At 70.8% G+C, this 19,188-nt stretch carries 14 protein-coding genes; 7 read left to right on the top strand and 7 right to left on the bottom strand.

Annotated elements, in window-relative coordinates; all coding sequences use genetic code 11:
- Positions 1 to 357 precede the first annotated feature (357 nt).
- A complete protein-coding gene (locus tag I9P22_RS04080) occupies positions 358 to 1,767 on the top strand; it encodes an AAA family ATPase (protein WP_199258109.1) in 1,410 nt (469 codons plus the stop codon).
- Positions 1,760 to 2,869 carry a ParB/RepB/Spo0J family partition protein gene (locus I9P22_RS04075; protein ID WP_199258108.1) on the top strand — a complete coding sequence of 370 codons (1,110 nt, stop codon included), beginning with the start codon at positions 1,760 to 1,762 and terminating at the stop codon, positions 2,867 to 2,869. The genes I9P22_RS04080 and I9P22_RS04075 overlap by 8 nt, the downstream gene beginning before the upstream one ends.
- 913 nt (positions 2,870 to 3,782) lie before the next feature.
- On the opposite strand, the gene I9P22_RS04070 is transcribed toward I9P22_RS04075, so the two are convergent.
- The 4 genes from I9P22_RS04070 to I9P22_RS04055 all read right to left on the bottom strand — a co-directional run bounded on the left by I9P22_RS04070 (position 3,783) and on the right by I9P22_RS04055 (position 10,778).
- Positions 3,783 to 6,491 (bottom strand): cation-transporting P-type ATPase, encoded by a 2,709-nt coding sequence (locus I9P22_RS04070; RefSeq protein WP_199258107.1) that lies wholly within the window; start codon positions 6,489 to 6,491, stop codon positions 3,783 to 3,785.
- 90 nt (positions 6,492 to 6,581) lie between these two features.
- Positions 6,582 to 7,415 (bottom strand): shikimate dehydrogenase family protein, encoded by an 834-nt coding sequence (locus I9P22_RS04065; RefSeq protein ID WP_199258106.1) that lies wholly within the window; start codon positions 7,413 to 7,415, stop codon positions 6,582 to 6,584.
- A gap of 82 nt (positions 7,416 to 7,497) precedes the next feature.
- The gene (locus I9P22_RS04060; protein ID WP_199258105.1) at positions 7,498 to 8,886 is read right to left on the bottom strand and encodes an MFS transporter; all 1,389 of its coding nucleotides are present in this window, start codon (positions 8,884 to 8,886) and stop codon (positions 7,498 to 7,500) included.
- 206 nt (positions 8,887 to 9,092) lie between these two features.
- A complete protein-coding gene (locus I9P22_RS04055; protein ID WP_199258104.1) occupies positions 9,093 to 10,778 on the bottom strand; it encodes an FAD-binding protein in 1,686 nt (561 codons plus the stop codon).
- Between the two features lie 117 nt (positions 10,779 to 10,895).
- On the opposite strand from I9P22_RS04055, the gene I9P22_RS04050 reads away from it, so the two are divergent.
- On the top strand, positions 10,896 to 11,789 hold the full coding sequence (locus I9P22_RS04050; RefSeq protein WP_199258103.1) for an NAD-dependent epimerase/dehydratase family protein: 894 nt from the start codon (positions 10,896 to 10,898) through the stop codon (positions 11,787 to 11,789).
- Here I9P22_RS04050 and I9P22_RS04045 read toward each other — a convergent pair.
- Positions 11,786 to 13,666, bottom strand: coding sequence for a bifunctional sugar phosphate isomerase/epimerase/4-hydroxyphenylpyruvate dioxygenase family protein (locus tag I9P22_RS04045; protein WP_199258102.1), 1,881 nt, complete (start codon positions 13,664 to 13,666; stop codon positions 11,786 to 11,788). The genes I9P22_RS04050 and I9P22_RS04045 overlap by 4 nt on opposite strands.
- A 120-nt stretch (positions 13,667 to 13,786) precedes the next feature.
- On the opposite strand from I9P22_RS04045, the gene I9P22_RS04040 reads away from it, so the two are divergent.
- Entirely contained in the window at positions 13,787 to 14,974 is a 1,188-nt protein-coding gene (locus tag I9P22_RS04040; protein WP_199258101.1) for a GNAT family N-acetyltransferase, read from the top strand.
- A 6-nt stretch (positions 14,975 to 14,980) separates the two neighbouring features.
- On the opposite strand, the gene I9P22_RS04035 is transcribed toward I9P22_RS04040, so the two are convergent.
- A complete protein-coding gene (locus I9P22_RS04035) occupies positions 14,981 to 16,264 on the bottom strand; it encodes an NAD(P)/FAD-dependent oxidoreductase (RefSeq protein WP_199258100.1) in 1,284 nt (427 codons plus the stop codon).
- Complete coding sequence (locus I9P22_RS04030) at positions 16,261 to 16,923, bottom strand: haloacid dehalogenase type II (RefSeq protein WP_199258099.1); 663 nt, start codon at positions 16,921 to 16,923, stop codon at positions 16,261 to 16,263. The genes I9P22_RS04035 and I9P22_RS04030 overlap by 4 nt, the downstream gene beginning before the upstream one ends.
- Positions 16,924 to 17,119: 196 nt before the next feature.
- On the opposite strand from I9P22_RS04030, the gene I9P22_RS04025 reads away from it, so the two are divergent.
- From I9P22_RS04025 to I9P22_RS04015, 3 genes are all read left to right on the top strand, one after another.
- Positions 17,120 to 17,482, top strand: a complete 363-nt coding sequence (locus I9P22_RS04025) for a cupin domain-containing protein (RefSeq protein ID WP_199258098.1) — start codon at positions 17,120 to 17,122, stop codon at positions 17,480 to 17,482.
- A complete protein-coding gene (gene argE / locus I9P22_RS04020; protein WP_199258097.1) occupies positions 17,466 to 18,578 on the top strand; it encodes an acetylornithine deacetylase in 1,113 nt (370 codons plus the stop codon). Before I9P22_RS04025 ends, argE begins: the two co-directional genes overlap by 17 nt.
- Before the next feature lie 115 nt (positions 18,579 to 18,693).
- The coding region (locus I9P22_RS04015) for a GNAT family N-acetyltransferase (protein WP_199258096.1) at positions 18,694 to 19,188 on the top strand (495 nt) is incomplete at its 3' end.

The following is a 19,188-nucleotide window of genomic DNA, read 5'->3' as shown; positions in this document are numbered from 1 at the left end:
TATCCGGGCGAAACCGGGCCGAAAACCGCATATCCGGGCCCATACCGCAGCCGGAAACCCCTGTTCCCGCGAATCGGTGCCCGCGATCCCGGAATCGGGTGCCCTTCGTCCCGCAGACGGGTGCCCTTGGACCCGTAAACGGGTCCCGGATTTCCTTTATCCAATTGAAATATGATGATTTTCATCACGCAAAGATTCTAAAGACCTGAAAGGAATCACAAACTTTCTGCTGCTGCTTTCTGCTGATTTTTCAGGATTTTCGCGGCGAACCCCCGGTGGGTGATTCACTTGCCCCCGGCGATGTGTAATAGTTTCGCCAAAACATCCATCGAAGCAGCACATCGCAGAGGTAGCGACATGTCCTCAGGCAAGGACCCCCTTCCGCCCTATTTCAACATCAACCCGGCCCGGGCCGCCGAGCGCCTGTCCGAGCCTATCGACACCGCCCGATTCGCGAAAGCCGCCGCCTTCGCCGCCAAGGGCCGCCAGGACCTGGCCGAACGCGGCTATGCCCCGGACGGCAGGAAGCGGCTGCGCCGCTTCTCGACCTGGGAGGTCTGCCGCTACCTGATCCCGGTGGCGCCCGCGCATTTCCGCCGCGTGCTGCTGAAGAACCCCGACCTGCCCCAGGGCCAGGGCGAGGGCAATTCGAAATGGTTCAGCCTCGACGACGTGCTGCGCCTGCGCGACCATTTCGCGACCGAGGGCGCGGCCGGCCGGGAATACCGGCCCTGGCGGCCTCAGGGCCTGCCGGCCAAGACCATCGCCGTGGCGAATTTCAAGGGCGGGGTCGGCAAGACCTCGACCGCCGCGCATCTGGCCATGTCGGCGGCGCTGGACGGCTACAAGGTGCTGGTCATCGACCTAGACAGCCAGGGCAGCATGACCTCGATCATGGGTGGCAAGGTGGCCGACGAATGGTCCACGGCCTTCCCGCTGCTGGCCAAGGACTATGCCCTGGCGCTCCAGGACGAGAACCGGGTGCGCGCGGCGGCGGGCCAAGCCCCCCTGCCCTTCGACGAGACCCTGACCGAGGCGCTGAAGATCACCGCCCAGGACCTGATCCAGAAGACGCATTGGCCGAACATCGACCTGCTCGGCGCGCAGCTGAACCTCTACTGGGCCGAGTTCCAGGTGCCGGTCTGGCGCATGGGCCTGCGCGGCTGGCCGCTCTGGGACGCGCTCGGCAATGCGCTGGTCAACGACCGCATCGTCGACAGCTACGACATCATCATCCTGGATACCCCGCCGGCACTTGGCTACCTGACCATCAACGCCCTGGCGGCGGCCGACATCCTGCTGGTGCCGCTGGGCGCCTCGTTCCTGGAATTCGATTCGACCGGGCGCTTCTTCGACATGCTCTATTCGACCTTCGCCAGCGTCGAGGAAGGCGAGAACGCCGCCCGCCGCCGCGACGGCCTGCCCGAGATGCGCTTCGAATGGGATGCGGTGCGGGCGATCATCACCCGCTTCGATGCCGGCCAGCAGACCGACCTTGCCAATGTCATCCAGGCCTATTTCGGCGATTTCATGACCACCTACCGCCAGGAGCTGACCGCCATGGTCGGCCAGGCCGGCGAGCAGGTGAACGGCATCTACGAGGCCGATTACCGCGAGTTCAACCGCGAGACCTATGTGCGCGGCCGCGAGACCTTCGACCGCACCTGGGCCGAGGTCAAGGAGCTGATCTTGGGCACCTGGTGGCGCGATCTGCAGATGGAACAGGCCGAACGGGCCGCGCAGGTGAAGGAGCAGGCGCATGGCTAAGCGCAGAAGGCTGGAGACCCCGAGCAGCGCCGATCTGGACCGGATCGAGGAACAGTTTCGCAGCGAAACCTTCGAGCGTCCGGCCCTGGGCCGCGGCATCGCGCCCATTGCCCAGGTCGCCGCCGACAGCGCCGCCCTGACCAGCGCCGAAAGCACCGAGAGCCGCGCCGCCCGTGCCCGGGCCGAGGCCGACGCCGCCCGGCTGCATGCGGCGCAGAAGCAGGGGCTGCTGATCGTCGAACTGCCCATCGGGCAGATCGACGAGGCCGCGATGATCCGCGACCGTATGGTGATGAGCGAGGAGGACATGCAGGAGCTGCGGCTGTCGATCGCCGCGCATGGACTGCGGCTGCCGATCGAGGTCTTTGAGATGGAGGCGCCGGAGGGGCAGGGGCCGCGCTACGGCCTGCTCTCGGGCTATCGTCGCCTGCAGGCGGTGCGGGCGCTGTACGAGCTGACCCAGGCCGAGAAGCACAGCCGCATCCGCGCCCTGATCCGGCCGCGCACCCAGGCCGACGAGGCCTTCGTGGCCATGGTCGAGGAGAACGAGGTCCGCGAGGAGCTGAGCCATTTCGAGCGCGGCCGCATCGCCGTGATCGCCGCCAACCAGGGCGCCTTCGCCAATACCGAGGACGCGGTGAACAAGCTGTTCGCCACCGGGTCGAAGGCCAAGCGCTCCAAGGTGCGGTCCTTTGCGCTGATCTTCGAGGAACTGGGCGACATGCTGCGCTTTCCCGAGGCGCTGACCGAAAGGCGCGGGCTGCGGCTGTCGGCGGCGCTGCGCAACGGCGCCGAGGCGCGGCTGCGCCAGGCGCTGTCGGTGCGGGTTCCCGCCGATGCCGAGGAGGAATGGGCCCTGATCGAGCCGCTGCTGCAGGCGCTGGAGAGCGCGCCGCGCGAGCCGAGCCGGGGAGGGCGGCCGCGCTCCAGGCCGGAGGGCTATGGCTGGATCGACGACATGACCATCCGCACCACCAGCGGCATCCTGATCCGCCGGGCCAGGGACGGCAAGGGCCACATCCTGCGGCTGGAGGGCAGCCTGCTGGACGACGCGCTGATGGAGAGCCTGATGCTGGAGATCCGCGCCCTGCTGGAAAAGTGACGGTTTCGCCGCGAAACCCCGCGCGCGTCCCGGCCCGGCTTGATCGCCGCGCCGGGACGTGGCATGTTGGGCCATGCCCGCTTGCGGACCGGCGCGGTCCCGGATGCGGCGGAAAAGCGGAACCCAGGTGATCCGCAAATCCATCAGATTCTGCGGATATGGCTCGGTTGGGGCGGGATTCCTTGCCGCTTCCCGGCAGGGCGGAAACCGCCGCCCGACGGGGTTCGGGTGTTGGGTTGCGGTGGGATCGGATGGGTATTCGGGCAAGGGATGGGAGCGTGCCGGTTACGGTGGGGGTTCCCCCTGGGCAGGGATGTCGCCGCGGCGCATTTCGGGACCGGGCGGTGCGGATGGCGCGGTGGCGTGGGTATTTGGGAAACGGAAAGCCGGGTCCGGTGGGGGCGCGTCTCGCGGTGCGGATGGCGTGTCCGGGCATCGGGCAACCGGGAAGGCAGGCCCTGCGCCGGGGGGAATGAGCCGGTTGCCTGAGCGCACGCGGGCAATGTGCGCCTCGGGACGGGACGGCGCGGTCGCGTGGGTATCAGGGCAACGGAGAGGGCAGGGCTTTGGCTGAACGGGGCGGCTCCCTGGGGTGATGGCGCAGAGACGGTGCAGAGGTTGCGCGCCTTGGGCCGGGCCGTGCGGACGGGGCGGCGCGGCGGATTTGCGCCGCGGTGAAGGCGCGCGGGTCGGAGGGCCGGGTGCCGAGGCGGAGGTGGTGCGGCCCGAGGGGCGCGCATGGGGACGGGGCGCCGGTAAGCGGCGGGGCCGGGTACTCCGGCCGGGTCCGGTTTCTGGGGTTGCCTTGATCCGGCGCAGCTGCCTCGGAGCCTCGGAGCCTCGGAGCCTCGGAGCCTCGGAGCCTCGGAGCCTCGGAGCCTCGGAGCCTCGGAGCCTCGGAGCCTCGGGGACGTCAGAGCGACAGGCGGCGGGTCAGGGCCTTCTCGATCTCCAGCACCGCCATGGTTGCCGCGCCGACCAGCACGATCAGCAGCCCGTCGAGCAGGGCGACCGGGGCGCTGTCGAACAGTCTGTGCATGAAGGGCGCGTAGGTGAACAGCAGCTGCGCCAGCACCACGACCGAGACCGCGGCCAGGACCGCCGGCGTGCCCATGGCGCCGACCAGGCTGAAGGACGTCCGGTGCAGGTAGCGCACGTTGAACAGGTAGAAGATCTCCATTGCCACCAGCGCGTTGACCACCATGGTGCGGGCCGCCGGCAAGTCATATCCGCGTATTCGCGCATATTCGAATATTCCGAAGGCGCCGAGCGTGAACAGCAGCGAGACGAAGCCGATGCGCCAGAGCAGGAAGCGCGACAGGATGGCTGCGTCGCGCGGCCGGGGCGGGCGGCGCATGACCTCGGGCTCGGGCGGCTCGAAGGCCAGCACCAGCCCCAGGGTGACGGTCAGGATCATGTTGATCCACAGGATCTGCACCGGCGTCATCGGCAGGGTGACGCCCAGCAGGATCGCCAGGATCACGCAGAGCACCTCGCCGCCATTGGTGGGCAGCGTCCAGCCGATCACCTTGCGGATGTTGTCGTAGACGGTGCGCCCCTCGTGCACGGCGGCGACGATCGAGGCGAAATTGTCGTCGAGCAGCACCATCTGCGCCGCCTCCTTGGCGGCCTCGGTGCCCTTGCGGCCCATGGCGATGCCGATGTCGGCCTGCCTGACCGCCGGCGCGTCGTTCACCCCGTCGCCGGTCATGGCGACGATATGGCCGTTGGCCTGCAGCGCACCGACGATGCGCAGCTTGTGCTCGGGCGTGGCGCGGGCGAAGACGCTGACCTCCTCGACCACCCGGCGCAGGGTCTCGTCGGGCATGCCGTCCAGCGCGGCGCCCTCGATCACCTTCGGGTCATCGGCGATAGCGAGCTGGCGGGCGATGGCCGCCGCGGTGCCCTGGTGGTCGCCGGTGATCATCTTGATGGCGATGCCGGCCGCGCGGCAATCGGCCACCGCGGCCACGGCCTCGTCCCGCGGCGGGTCGATGAAGCCGGCGAGGCCGAGGAAGGTCAGGCCGGATTCGACGGCCGGGAAGTCCAGCCTCGCGGTTTCGGGGTCGGCGGCGCGGGTGGCGAAGCCCAGCACGCGCTCGCCATCCGCGGCGCAGGCCTCGATGCGGGCCTGCCAGGGACCGGGCTCGAGGGGCAGGGTGGTTCCGCCCGCCGCCTGGCCCCCTGCCTGGGTCGCGCACATGGCCAGCAGCCGCTCGGGCGCGCCCTTGACGAAGATGCGCCGGCCGCCCTGCGGATCCTCGTGCAGCGTCGCCATGAAGCGGTGCTGGGCGTCGAAGGGGATCTCGTCCAGGCGGGTCCAGCGCCCGCGCTCGGTTTCCGGGTGCAGGCCGGCCCGGGCGGCGGCGGCAAGCAGCGCGCCCTCCATCGGGTCGCCCAGCACCGTCCATTGCCCGCCGCTTTCCACCAGCCGGGCATCGTTGCAGAGCAGGCCGGCGCGGACCAGCGCCTCGCGGGCGGGGTCGGGGGCGGGCGCGGCGCCATCCGGGGCCGAGAGCCGGCCCTGGGGCGCGTAGCCGGGGCCCGAGACCGCGGTGGTGCCGGCGGCGGTGACCAGGTGGCGCACGGTCATCTCGTTGCGGGTCAGCGTGCCGGTCTTGTCCGAGCAGATCACCGAGGTGGCGCCCAGCGTCTCGACCGCCGGCAGGCGGCGGACCACGGCGTTGCGGGCGGCCATGCGGCGGACACCGATGGCCAGCGTGATGGTGATGACGGCCGGCAGCCCCTCGGGGACCACGCCGACCGCCAGCGCCACCACCATCATCAGCGCCTCGAGCCAGCCATGGCCGCGCAGCAGGGTGGCGAAGGCGAAGATGAGCGCCGCGCCGGCGATGGAGAACCAGGTGATGCGGGTGCCGAAGGCGTCGATCTGGCGCAGGAGCGGCGTGGTCAGGGGCTGCACGGCGGCGATCATGCCGGAAATGCGGCCGATCTCGGTCTGCGCGCCGGTGGCCACCGCGATGCCGATGCCCTGGCCGGTGGTGACCAGCGTGCCGGAATAGAGGATCGGGGCGCGGTCGCCAAGCGCGGCATCGGGCGCGACCGGGGGCTCGGCCTTGTCCGCCGGGACCGATTCGCCGGTCAGGATCGCCTCGTCGGCGCTGAGGCCGCGGGCGCGCAGCAGCCGCAGGTCGGCGGGCACCTTGTCGCCGGCCTCGACCAGCACCAGGTCGCCGGGCACGATCCGGCGGCTGTCGAGGCGGCGCCGCTCGCCCGCGCGCAGGACGGTGGCCTGCGGGGCGATCATGTCGCGGATCGCGTCGAGGGCGCGTTCGGCCTTGCCCTCCTGGATGAAGCCGACGATGGCGTTGATCAGCACCACGCCGACGATTACCGCGCCGTCGACGACATGGCCCAGCATCATGGCCGCCAGCGCCGCCGAGAGCAGGAAGCCGATCAGCGCATTCCTGAACTGCGCCAGGAAGCGCAGCGCCGGATGGGTGCGGGCGGCGGCGGGCAGGGCGTTCGGGCCGTGGCGGCCAAGGCGGCGGTCGGCCTCGGCATGGCTCAGCCCGTCCGGGCCGGTCGCCAGCGCCGTGCAGGTTTCCTCGGCCGTGCGGGCATGCCAGGGCGCCCGCGCCTCGATCCGCTCTGGCGTCATGCCGCCCTCCGCTGGTTGCGCTGCGGCAAGGGTGGCCTGCCTGGCCGGGCAGCGCAATGCGGCGGTTGCGCGCCCCGGCGCGGGCGGGGGTCAATAGCTGATGGCGGCGGTTTCGCGCAGCTCGGCGACGCTGGGCTTGGGGAAGCCGAAGAACTCCAGATAGGCCGGGATCTGCTCGAACAGCATGTCGGTGCCGACCTGGTAGCGGCAGCCGCGGGCGCGGGCGGCGGCAAGGAAGGGCGTGATCTCGGCTTTCAGCACCACCTCGCCGACGAAGGTGGCGGGGTCGATGCGTTCGGGGTCGATGGGCAGCGGGTCGCCCTGGTTCATGCCGAGCGGCGAGGCGTTCACCACCAGGTCGAAGCCCGCCGGGTCGTTCGAGCCGGTCTGAAGTGCGATGCCGGGATAGGCGGCGGCGATGCGGCCGGCCAGCGCCTGGGCATTGGCCTCTGCAGGGTCGTAAAGCGCCAGCCGCGCCACGCCGGCTTTCGCCAGCGAGGCGGCGATGGCCGAGCCGACGCCGCCGCAGCCCACCACCAGCGCCGCGCGGCCCTGCAACTCCTGGCCCTTGGCCAGCACGCCGCGCACGAAGCCCTCGCCGTCGAACATGTCGGCCTCGAGCGCGCCGTCCGCGGCCAGCCGCAGCCCGTTCGCCGCCCCGGCAATGCGGGCGGTCACCGAGACGCGGTCGGCCAGCGCCAGCGTGCTGACCTTGTGCGGCATGGTGATCAGCGCGCCGTGGATGTTCGACAGCCGGAACAGCAGGCGCAGGAAGGCGGGATAATCCTCGGGCTTGCAGCCCATCGGCACCACCACCGCGTCGATGCCGCGGCGCTGGAACCAGGGGTTGTAGATCATCGGCGACTTGAAGGTCGTGGTCGGATAGCCCAGATGCGCGATCAGTCGGGTGGTTCCGCGGATCATCATGCCTTGCCTTTCTTTGGGGCCTTTCTTGATGGCCTTTCAGGAACGAAGGCCCCGGGGGACCGGGGCCTTCGGGCGGGGGTCAGCGGCTGGCCACGGCCTCGGCCCGCAGGTGGTCGTATTCCGCCCTGGGCACCGGCGTGGCATCCGGCTTTCCCAGATCCTCGATGCGGATCCGGTAGGTCTCGCGCGCCGACCAGGCCGCGGCGGCGGCGATGCAGCAGATGGCGAAGGCGATCGAGCCCACCAGCATCGGCACATTGGTCGAGCCCGGAGGCGCGACGGTGGCAAAGAGCGCCGGCAGGAGCGCGGTGATCGTGGTGCCAATGTTCTGCGAGATCGCCATCGAGGAGACGCGGGTGCGGGTCGGGAACAGCTCGGGGTAGAAGCTGGGGAACACCGCGTTGTAGCCCTGATAGACCACGCCCCACATCAGCAGCGACATCAGGATCGCCAGCGGCACCGAATGGATCGAGATGGCGTAGAGATAGCCGAAGGCCAGAAGGCCCGATCCCAGCGCGCCGACGATGATCGGCGGGCGGCGGCCGATGCGGTCGGACAGGTTGCCGACCAGCGGGATCACCAGGCAGGCGATGATGTTGCCCATCACCGGGATCCACAGATAGACGTCCTTGTGGAAGCCGATGCCATAGGCGGCCTGCACGGCATAGGCGGCGCCGAAGACGGTGGCGACGACCGGGATGGTGTTCATCAGCGACATGCAGATGACCCGGATCATGTCCGGCCAGGTGGTGCGGATCGCCTCGACCACGGGCGAGCGCGGGGTGGCGTGGCTGGCCTCCTCCTGGCGGAAGGCGGGGGTTTCCTCGACCTCGCGGCGGATGATCCAGCCGGCGATGATGACGACGAAGCTCAGCAGGAACGGGATGCGCCAGCCCCAGCTGTTGAAGGCCGCGTCCGGCATGAAATGCGCCAGCGGCAGGAAGACGGCGGCGGCCAGGATCTGGCCGGCCTGCACGCCTTGCAGGGTGAAGCTGGCGAAGAAGCCGCGCCGGCCGAAGGGCGCGTGTTCCATGATCATCGAGCTGGCGCCCGAGATCTCGCCCGCCACGGCAAAGCCCTGGATCAGCCGCAGGATCACCAGCAGGATCGGGGCCAGCATGCCGACCTGCTGATAGGTCGGCAGAAGCCCGACCAGCAGGGTCGAGATGCCCATCAGGAACATGCACAGGATCAGCACGTTCTTGCGGCCATGGGTGTCGCCCCAATGGCCCAGCACGAAGGCGCCGATCGGCCGGGCGACATAGCCCACGCCATAGGTCGCCAGCGAGGCGACGATGGCGACGCGCGGGTTTTCCGACGGAAAGAAGATCTGCGGAAACACCAGCGAGGCGGCGGTGGCATAGATGAAGAAGTCGTAATATTCCAGCGCAGAGCCGATCCAGCCGCTGGCCGCAGCCTTGCCGGATTGATGCCTGCCCTTGGGCGCGATGGCCGGTGAAGCGGTCATGGGTGTCCTCCCTGAAGCGGATCGCGCAGGTTCCTCGGATGCGCGGTCTGTGGCAAAAGGTCGCAAAAGCCGGCCATAACGTCAAAGACCGTTTTTCGCGTTGGGTTAACCTGATGTTAATATGCGCCGGGCGGAATGGGGTGGGGCGGGGCGCGGAATCCGGACAAAGGCTTGATTTCGCGTCCCTGTGGCGGTGCCCGGGCGGTTCAGCCGGCCGCCGCCAGCTGCCGGGCGATTGTCCAGCCGAAGACCATGGCCGGGCCGATGGTGGTGCCGGGCCCGGGATAGGTGCCCCGGAAGATCGAGGCGGCGTCGTTGCCGCAGGCGTAAAGCCCCGGGATCGGCCGGCCCTCGCCGTCCAGCACCTGCCCCTCGGCATTGCAGTCGAGCCCGCCGCTGCCGGCCAGATCGACCGGCACCACCCGCAGCGCATGGAAGGGCGCCTGCCGGATCGGGCCCAGGCAGGGGTTGGGCTGGACCCCGGGATCGCCGTTGAAGCGGTTCACCACCGTCGAGCCGCGGCCGAAATCGGCGTCAGAGCCGGTTTCCGCGAAGCGGTTGTTGGCCGCGACGCTTTCGGCCAGCCCCTGCGGATCGACGCCGATGGCCGCGGCCAGCGCAGGAAGGCTGTCGGCGCGTTTCAGATAACCCTGGCGCAGCAGGCGGCGCAGTCCGCGCCCGCCCGGCAGCACCAGCCCCAGCCCGTAGCGGCGGATGAAGGCGGAATCGGCCACCAGCCAGGCCTCGGACAGGCCGGCGCGGATCATGCCCATGCAGAAATCGTGATAGCTGCCGGCCTCGTTCACGAAGCGGCGGCCGTCGCGGCCGACGGCGATCAGCCCCGGCTTGGCGCGGTCGAGGATGATATGCGGCCAGATTGCCTGCGAGCCGTCCGGGCGGCCGAGCAGCGAGCAGGGCATCCACAGCCCGGCGCTGTCGCAGCCGTCGTCCAGCGCCGCGCCGGCGCGCTCGACCGCCAGGGCGATGCCGTCGCCCGTATTGCCCTCGGGCGCCTGCGAAAGGTCGGCGATCTGCGGCGGGAACAGCCGGGCGCGCAGGGCGCGGTTCCAGCCGATGCCGCCGGTCGCCAGCACCAGGCCGCGCCGCGCTCGGATGCGGCGCCGGCCCTGCGGGGTCTCGATCACCGCGCCGATCACCGCCCGCCCGTCGCGGATGAGGTCCACCAGCGGGCTGTCGAACCAGATCGGCACCGCGCGCCGGCGCAGGCTGAAAAACAGCCGCGCCACCAGCGCATTGCCCATCAGCAGCCGGGTGCCGCGCCGATGGCCCAGCCGGTCGCGGGCGTAGCGCAGCAGGATCTTCAGCGCGGTCGCCAGGTTGCCGGCACTGGCGAGGGGGTTCAGCAGCGCCCCCAGTTCGCCGCGCCCGACCATCATGCCGCCCAGGCCCATGAACACGTCGCGCGGCGGCCGCACCCGGTCGAAATCGGCCCCGAGCAGCCGGCCGTCGAACTCCACCGGCGCCAGCGCCCGGCCGCCATAGGCCGAACCGGGACCGTCCAGATAGTCGGGATGCGCGGCGGCGGCGACGAAGCAGACTTCTGAATTACGTTCAAGATCGGCGATGGCCTCGGCGCCCGCGGCCAGGAAGGCGGCGCGCCGCGCCTCGCCGCCACGGTCGCCGACGACATGGTCGAGGAAGGCGGCGGCATCCTCGGTGCTGTCGGGCACCCCGGCCCGGTGGCTCAGCTCGGTGCCCGGCACCCAGGTGGTGCCGCCCGAGGTGGCGGTGGTGCCGCCGACCATGCCGGTCTTTTCGCAAAGCAGCACCGACAGGCCGGCAATCGCGCCGCTCAGCGCCGCGGTCATGCCGCCGGCGCCGGCGCCGATCACCAGCAGGTCCACCTCCTGATCGAAAGCCATGGCGGTCATGCGCGATCCCTCCTCCTCGCCCGATGCGCGTGGAACCTGCCATAATCAGGAATTAATTGGAAGATACTTTTACAATTGAATATCATTCAATATGATGCGGGACAGGAGGAAACCAGCATGACACAGGATACAGGGCGGCCGCGCCGCGTTCTTCTGACCGGGGGCACCGGCTTCATCGGCCTGCGGGTGGCGGCGGCGCTGGCGGCGCAGGGCATCGTCCCGCGGCTCTTCGACCTCGAAGCCGCGATCCGCCGCACCGCGCTGCCGGTGGGCTGCGAGGCGGCGGCCGGCGACGTCACCGATGCCGATTCACTGGCCCGCGCGGGCGAGGGCTGCGACGGCATCGTGCATCTGGCCGGGCTGATGACGGTGGATTGCGCCGCCGATCCGGCGCGGGCGGTGCGGGTCAATGTGCTGGGCTCGGCGCATGTCTTCGAACTGGCGCGCCGGCTGCGGGTGCCGGTCGCCTGGCTCAGCACCGCCGGGGTGTTCGGCCCGGACAGCGCCACGGTGCCGCGGCCGATGACCGTCTATGGCGTGACCAAGCTGGCGGTCGAGGGGCTGGCGCGGGTCCATGCCGCCGATCACGGCCTGCCCAGCCTGGGGCTGCGGCCCTATATCGTCTACGGGCCGGGGATCAGCAGCGGCATCGCAGCCGGGCCGTCCATCGCGCTTGCGGCTTCGGTCCGGCGCGAGCCGGCGGTGATCCGCTTCTCGGGCCGGGTGGGCTTCGTGCATGTGGATGACGTTGCGCGGCTGCTGGCCGCGGCGATGCTGCGGCCGATGCAGGGCGCGACGGTGCTGACCATGGCTGGCGACACGCGCGGGATGGCAGACTTCACCGCCGAGCTTGCCCGGCAGAGCGGCTGGGACGGCATCACCATCGACGGCCCGCCGCTGCGCATTCCGGCGGAACTGGCCTCGGACCCGGTGCCGGACTGGCTGGGCGCCCATCCCGTGACGCCGATCGAGGAGGGCATCCGCCGGACGCTGGCGGAACTGGGCGGCTAGGCTTTCGGCATGCCCCTGGGCCGCATGCTGCGCTTTTGCGCGGCGATGCGGAACGGGGCGTTCGGCGCGCCATAGCCGGCATAATCGCCGTGGCGCTGCACGATCTCCAGGAACAGGCCGCCGGGCAGGGCGGTCGAATAGAACTGCAGGAACTGCCCGCCGGCATCCTCGTCATACATGATGTGATGGGCGCGCAACCGGGCGGTGAAGGCGGGGTCGAGGCCGAAGCGCGCCTCGACATCGTCGTAGTAATTGGCGCCGATGCGCAGGAAGGGAAAGCCGCGCGCCGCCATCGCCGTGGCGGTGGCGAAGATATCGTCCGTCGCAAAGGCGATGTGCTGGACCGAGGCGCCGAAGGTCTCTTGCAGGAACTGCCCGGCCAGGGTGCGCCGCGCCTCGGCACCGTTCAGGGTGATGCGCAGCCCGCCGGCCTGGATGGCCTGGCTGCGCACCAGCCCGTCGGGATCGACCACATCGACCATCGGCGCCTTTTCGGCCGTGAACAGGGTGGTATAGAACAGCGACCAGCTGAGCATCTCGTCATGGGCCATGGTCTGGGCCAGGTGGTCGATGCCGGCCAGCCCGGCGCCCGGCGGCGCGGGGTCGTCAAGGGCGAAATCCACCTGCCAGATCCGGCCCAGATCGCCTTTCCGGTCCAGGAGTCGGATCACGTTGCTGCCGGCGCCGCGGATGCCGGGGATCTCCAGCTCCTGCGCGGCATGGGGGGCGACATGCGGCTCGGCCCCCAGCGCCAGGGCGCGGTCGTAGGCGGCGCGGGCGTCGGGGACCATCAGCGCCACCTCGGAGACGCCGGTGCCATGCGTGACCCAGGCGCTGTGGGCGAAGCCCTCGGGCTCGGCATTGACCAGCAGGTTGACGCCGCCCTGCCGCCACAGTGTCACCTGCTTGCTGCGGTGCCGCCCGGCCTGCACGAAGCCGGCCGCGGCCAGCAGCGCCTCCAGCGGCCCGGCATCCTGGGCCGAGGTGGCGAATTCGACGAACTCGACCCGCTCGACCGGGGCGGGGGCGGGAAAGGCGGGCAGATCGACGGAGAGCGAAGGCTCGGCCCGGCGCACGCGGTCCATGAGCGCCACCAGGCTGCGATGGCCGTCGCGGGCCACCAGGCGCGGCAGACCGGCGCGGAACTGGTCGTTGAAGATTTCCAGGCTCAGCGGCCCGTCATAGCCGGTGGCCATGACCGCGCGGGTGAAGCCGGTGACGTCCAGGTCGCCCTCGCCCGGCATGTTGCGGAAATGCCGCGACCAATAGAGCAGGTCCATCCCGATCAGCGGCGCGTCGGCCAGCTGCACGAAGAAGATGCGGTCGCCGGGAATGCGGCGGATGCTGTCCGGGTCGAGCTTGCGGCCCAGCGTGTGGAAGCTGTCGAGGATCAGGCCGACATTCGGGTGATCGGCGCGGCGCACGATCTCCCAGGCGTCGCGGTGGTCGTTGACGTGCCGGCCCCAGCACAGCGCCTCGTAGCCGATGCGGATGCCGCGCTGCGCCGCGATCTCGCCCAGTTCGCGGAAATCGGCCGCGGCGCGGTCGATGCCGCCAAGCGCCTCGGGATGGGTCGAGGAGCAGACGAGCACCAGGTCGGTGCCCAGCTCGGCCATCAGGTCGAACTTGCGCTGCGCCCGGGCGAAGGCGCGCGAGCGCAGGGGCTCGGGCAAGCCCTCGAAATCGCGGAAGGGCTGGAACAGGGTGATCTCCAGCCCGTGGTCGCGGACCATGCGGCCGACCTCGGCCGGGGTGAAGTCCGAGGCGAGGAAATCCTGCTCGAAGATCTCGATCCCGTCGAATCCGGCCTGCTGGATCGCGGCGAGCTTTTCGGTAAAGCTGCCCGAGATCGACACGGTGGCAATCGAGGTCTTCATCCCGCACCCTTTCCCTGATGCGGCAAGGGTCGCAGAGAATCCCCGTAACGGCAAATGCCGGTTTGGTGGTGCGATTAACCGGATGTTAATCTGGCGCAGGCGTCCGCCGCTGGAGGACGCATGAAGCCTGCGAGCAAGCCCGACCTTCTGGTCGTCCATCCCCTGCGCCCCCGCGTCATGCAGGATCTGGCGGCGCGCTATGCCCTGAACCGGCTGGACCTGGCCCGGGACCCCGAGGCGGTGCCGGCCCAGGCCGAACCGCGCCGGATGGGGCCGTTTCGCGGCACGATATTCGTCCATCCCGGCCCGATACGGCATCAAATCGCGGCGGCCCCGGGGCATACTGCCCGGGAACGGCGGGCGGAGCGGGGAGGCGACATGGAGGACAACAAGGCGAGCGCGCCGGCCGACGGGGCCCCGGCGACCGGCGGGCGCAGCCTTGCGCCGCATCTGCGGATCGACGCCTACGAGACCAGCGCCGAGCCGCTGGGCCTGGCGCAGCGGCAATTGCTGCACGAGCTGACGGTGGGGGTGCTGTGGCCGCATCGGCCGCGCGACCTCGACCTGTTCCTGTCGCTGGGCCGGGGCTATCTGGCCACCGACCAGATCGGCCGCCCGGTCGGCTCGGCCATGTATTTCCCGGTCGGCGAGGATTTCGCCATGCTGGGGATGATGGTGACGGCGCCGCGGCTGCAGGCGCGCGGGGCCGGGAAATGGCTGCTGCAGCGGGTGCTGGCCGATTGCGCCGGCCGCGACCTGCGGCTCAGCGCCACGCGCTCGGGCTATCGGCTTTACGCGGCGGCGGGGTTCCTGCCGGTCGCCACCATCCACCAGCAGCAGGGCATCGCCCGCCCGGTCGCGGCCGCGCCTGTGCCGGGCCTGCGGATCCGCGCCCTGCAGCCCGGGGACGAGCCGGCGCTGCGGGCGCTGGATGCGGCGGCCTATGGTGCGGCGCGGGCGCGGATCCTGGATGCGCTGCTGCCGCTTTCGACCGGCATGGTGGCGCTGCACGACGGCGCGCTGCGCGGCTTTGCCCTGCAGCGCGATTTCGGCAAGGGGGTGGTGATCGGTCCGGTGGTGGCGGAGGACGACGGCATGGCCATGGCCCTGGCGGCGCCGCTGATCGCGGCCAATGCCGGAACCTTCACCCGGCTCGACACGCCGGCGGGCAGCCCGGCCTTCCTGGCCTTCCTGGCCGAGGCCGGGCTGGCACCCTTCGACACCGTCACCGAAATGCGCCTCGGGCGGCAGCGCCGGGCGGCGCAAGGGCCGGTGATCTACGGCCTGGCCGCGCATTCGCTGGGCTAGGGGGCTTCAGGACAGCCGGTCCTTCAGCCCGAACCACAGCCCGACCAGCGGCAGGAACCAGGGTTTGCCGGCATGCGCGGGGATCGCGGGCCAGTCCATGCCGGCCAGCGGGTTGCTGTCGGGCCGCCCCATGGCCATGTCGGCCAGCGCCTGGCCGATCAGCGTGGACATCTGCGCGCCATGGCCGGAATAGCCCATGCCATAGATCATGCCGTCCGCCTCGCCGGCGCGGGGGAAGCGGTCCCTGGTCATGTCCACCAGCCCGCCCCAGCAATAGTCGATCCGCACATCCGCCAGATGCGGAAAGATCGCCGCCATCGAACGGCGCAGGATCGCCCCCGATTTCGCGTCCGAGCCCTGATCCGAGCGGGCCGAGAACCGCGCCCGGCCGCCGAAGATCAGCCGCCGGTCGGGCGACAGCCGGAAATAGTTGCCGATGTTCAGCGAGGTGACGCAGGTGCGGTCGCCGGGCAGGGTGGCGGCGATTTCCGCTTCGGTCAGCGGGCGGGTGGCGATGATGAAGGAGCCGACCGGGACGATGCGGCGCCGGAAATGCCGCAGCGGCGGCGTGCTGCCATAGGCGCCGGTCGCGGCGATGACCCGCCCGGCCGCCAGCGCCCCGCGCGGGGTCTGCAGCAGCCAGCCGCCGGTCAGCTTGCTGCGCGCGGTGACCGGCGCCGCTTCCCAGATCGCCGCGCCGTGGCGATGCGCCGCCGCGGCCAGCCCCTGGGCATAGCGCCCCATGTGCATCATCGCCGATTTCTCGTAGAGCATCGCGCCGTGGAAGCCGTCCGAGCCGATCTCGGCCGCCAGGTCCTGCCGGTCCAGCCAGCGGGTGTCGGGATCGACCTCGGCATGGATCAGGTCGAAATTCGCGCGCAAGCCCGCGACATGGCTGGGCTTGGAGGCCAGCTTCAGCTTGCCCGAGCGGCGGAAGTCGCAGGCGATGCCTTCCTCGGCCACGATCTGCTCGATCATGTCGATCGAACGGTCATAGGCGCGATAGAGCGCATGGGCACGGTGCGTGCCCAGATGCGCCTTGGCCTCGGCATAGCCATGGGCGATGCCATTGTTCAGATGCCCGCCGTTGCGGCCCGAGGCGCCCGAGCCGACCGTCCCGGCCTCGAGCAGCGCCACCCTGGCCCCGGCACTGGCCAGGCTGCGGGCGGCGTTCAGTCCGGTGAAGCCGCCGCCGATCACCGCCACGTCGAAGCGCCCCTCGACCGGGCCCTGCTGTCCGTGGGCAAAGGGCGCCACGCCGTCCAGCCAATAGGATGCGTATTTGGTCACAGCCCCAGCACCTCGGCCAGGCCCGAGATGTCCTTGACCTCGGTATAGCCGTAATAGGGATTGGCCGGCTCGTGGCCGCGGTTCACCCAGACCTTGTTGCGAATCCCCAGGTCATGCGCGGTCATCAGGTCGTAGCGGAAGCTCGAGGAGACATGCAGCACGTCCTCGGGGCCGCAGCCCAGCTGGTCGAACATGTATTCGAAGGCGCGCATCTGCGGCTTGTAGGCGCCGGCGCTTTCGGCGGTGAAGACATGGTCGATGGGCGCGCCCAGCCGGGCGATGTTGTGCGGGATCTGCGCGTTCATGGAATTGGTCAGCGCCACCAGCGGGATATGGCCGGCGATGCGCTGCAGCCCGGCCGGCACGTCGGGATGCGGCCCCCAGCCTGGCACGCGGTCGTAGATGGCCGCGGCCACGGCCGGATCGAAGGCGATGCCGTTGCGCCTGCAGGTCCGCTCCAGCGCGTTGTGGACCACCTCGGCATAGGGTTTCCAGGCGCCCAGCACCTCGTCCAGGCGATAGGCGGCGAAATCGGCGATGAAGCCGTCGATCCGCCCGCCCAGCTGCGCGCCGTAATGGTCGCGGGCGGCGCCGGCCATGTCGAAGAGGATCATCGTGCCGTGGCAGTCGAAGGTGATGAATTTGGGGCGATGCGCCATGCTGGCCTCCTGTTGGTCCGTCCGGGCCATCTTCGGCCCGCTCCCGCCACAGCGCATGCGGCAGAGCCGCCGTGGACGGCAGGACATTGCGAATTTCCCGCGGCGGACGGCAGGCGATGCCGCCCCCGCCGTGACAACGGTGCCTTGCCCCGCGCGGATCGGGCGAAGCTGGCGGCGAGCAAGGAAAGGAGATCCCATGGCATTGCTGACCCCCATCGACACCGCCCCCGCCTTCCCCCCGCGCGAGGACGGTGCCGCCCCCGAGAAGCTGGTCGAGGGCGCCCCCGCCTTCCGGACCTGGGCGCTGGACGAGGTGCCGCTGGGCAACTGGACGAGGATCCGCACCGGCATCTGGGAAGCCACCCCCGGCACCACGCGCTCGGCCAAGGGCGAGGCGCTGGAATTCTGCCATATCCTGTCCGGGGTGGTCGAGCTGACCGAGGAGGGCGGCGAGACGCGCCGCTTCGTCGCCGGCGACAGCTTCCTGATGAAGCCGGGCTTCAGGGGCATCTGGAAGACCGTCGAGACGGTGCGCAAGATCTATGTCTTCGCCGATTGATCTTCTGGAGCGGCTGGTCGGGTTTCCCAGCGTCGTGGGCGGCCCGAACGGCGACGTCATCGGCTTCGTGCGGGGCTGGCTGCACGGGCACGGCATCGCCTCTGCGCTGATCCCCGGGCCCGAGGGCGACCACTGGAACCTTTTCGCCACCATCGGCGAGGCGGCGCGCCCGGGCTATGTGCTGTCGGGCCACCTGGACGTGGTGCCGGCGGCCGAGCCGGGCTGGCGGGCCGATCCCTTCGCGCTGCGGCGCGAAGGCGAGCGGCTGGTCGGGCGCGGCGCCTGCGACATGAAGGGCTTCGTCGCCGCGGCGCTGGCCGTGGCGCCGGAACTGGCGGCGATGCCGCTGTCGGTGCCCATCCACATCGCGCTGTCCTATGACGAGGAGGCGGGCTGCCGCGGCGTGCCGCATCTGCTGGCGGCGCTGCCGGATCTGTGCGCGCCGCCGCTGGGGGCGATCATCGGCGAGCCCTCGGGCATGGCGCCGGTGCTGGCCCACAAGGGCAAGGCGGCGCTGCGGCTGCTGGCCTCGGGCGTGGCGGGCCACAGCGCGCGCCCCGACCTGGGGGCGAACGCGATCCATGCGCTGCTGCCGGCGCTGAACGCAGCCGCCCTACAGGCCGAGGCGCTGCGGTCGGGGCCGCAGGACGCGCGTTTCGCACCGCCCTGGTCCAGCCTGCAGATCGGCACCGTGGCCGGCGGGCAGGCAGTCAACATCATCCCCGACCGGGCCGAGGCGCAGATCGAGGCCCGGGCGATCCACGGCGCCGATCCCGGGGCGATCCTGGAGCCGGTGGTCGCGGCGGCCGAGGCGGCGGGGCTGGCGGTGGACTGGCTGTCCTCCTATCCGGCGCTGGCGCTCGAGGGCGAGCATCCGCTGGCGCGGCTGGTGGCCGGGCTGACGGGCACGGCGCCGCTGGGCGCCGTCAGCTACGGCACCGAGGCCGGGCTTTTCCAGCAGGCCGGCATTCCCGCCATCATCTGCGGCCCCGGCGACATCGCCCGCGCCCACCGCCCCGAGGAATACCTGGAACGGGGCGAATTGCAGGCTGCCTGCGCCATGATCCGCCGGCTGGGGCAGGCGCTATGTCCCTGACGGCATTTTCTGCGGCGGCGCGGATGCGATCCGCAGGACATGCCGTCCGGCCGCGCCAGATCGGTGATCCTGCCTTTCGGCGCGTGGCAGGATGGGCGCGAACAAGGATGACCGCATGAGCACCGCCACCACCATCCCCCCCGCGCTGGCCGGCTTCACCGCCGCGCATCTGCCGCAGGCCCTGGCGCTGTCCCGGCAGGCCGGCTGGCCGCACCGGCCCGAGGACTGGGCGCTGAACCTGTCCGTCTCGCGGGGCGTCGTGGCGCTGGACGGGGATCGGGTCGTCGGCACGGCGCTGTGCTCGGCCTTCGGCGCGGTGGCGACGCTGAACATGATCATCGTGGATGCCTCGATGCGCGGCCGCGGCCTGGGCCGGGCGCTGATGCAGGCGGTGATCGCCCTGGCCGGAGAGCGCGAGATGCGCCTGGTCGCCACGGCGGCGGGGCTGCCGCTTTACGAAAGGCTGGGCTTTCGCGCCACCGGCCGCATCGCCCAGCATCAGGGCATCGCCCTGGACGCCGCGCCGGGCCTGCCGGTCGCCACCGGCACCCCCGCCGACCTGGACCGGCTGGCCGCGGCCGATCGCGCCGCCAGCGGCATGGCGCGCGCG

Source organism: Paracoccus binzhouensis (assembly GCF_016446475.1).
Classification (GTDB): Bacteria; Pseudomonadota; Alphaproteobacteria; order Rhodobacterales; family Rhodobacteraceae; genus Paracoccus; species Paracoccus binzhouensis.
The sequence above is the reverse complement of the archived record's forward strand: the minus strand, read 5'-3'. Positions and strand labels throughout refer to the sequence as shown.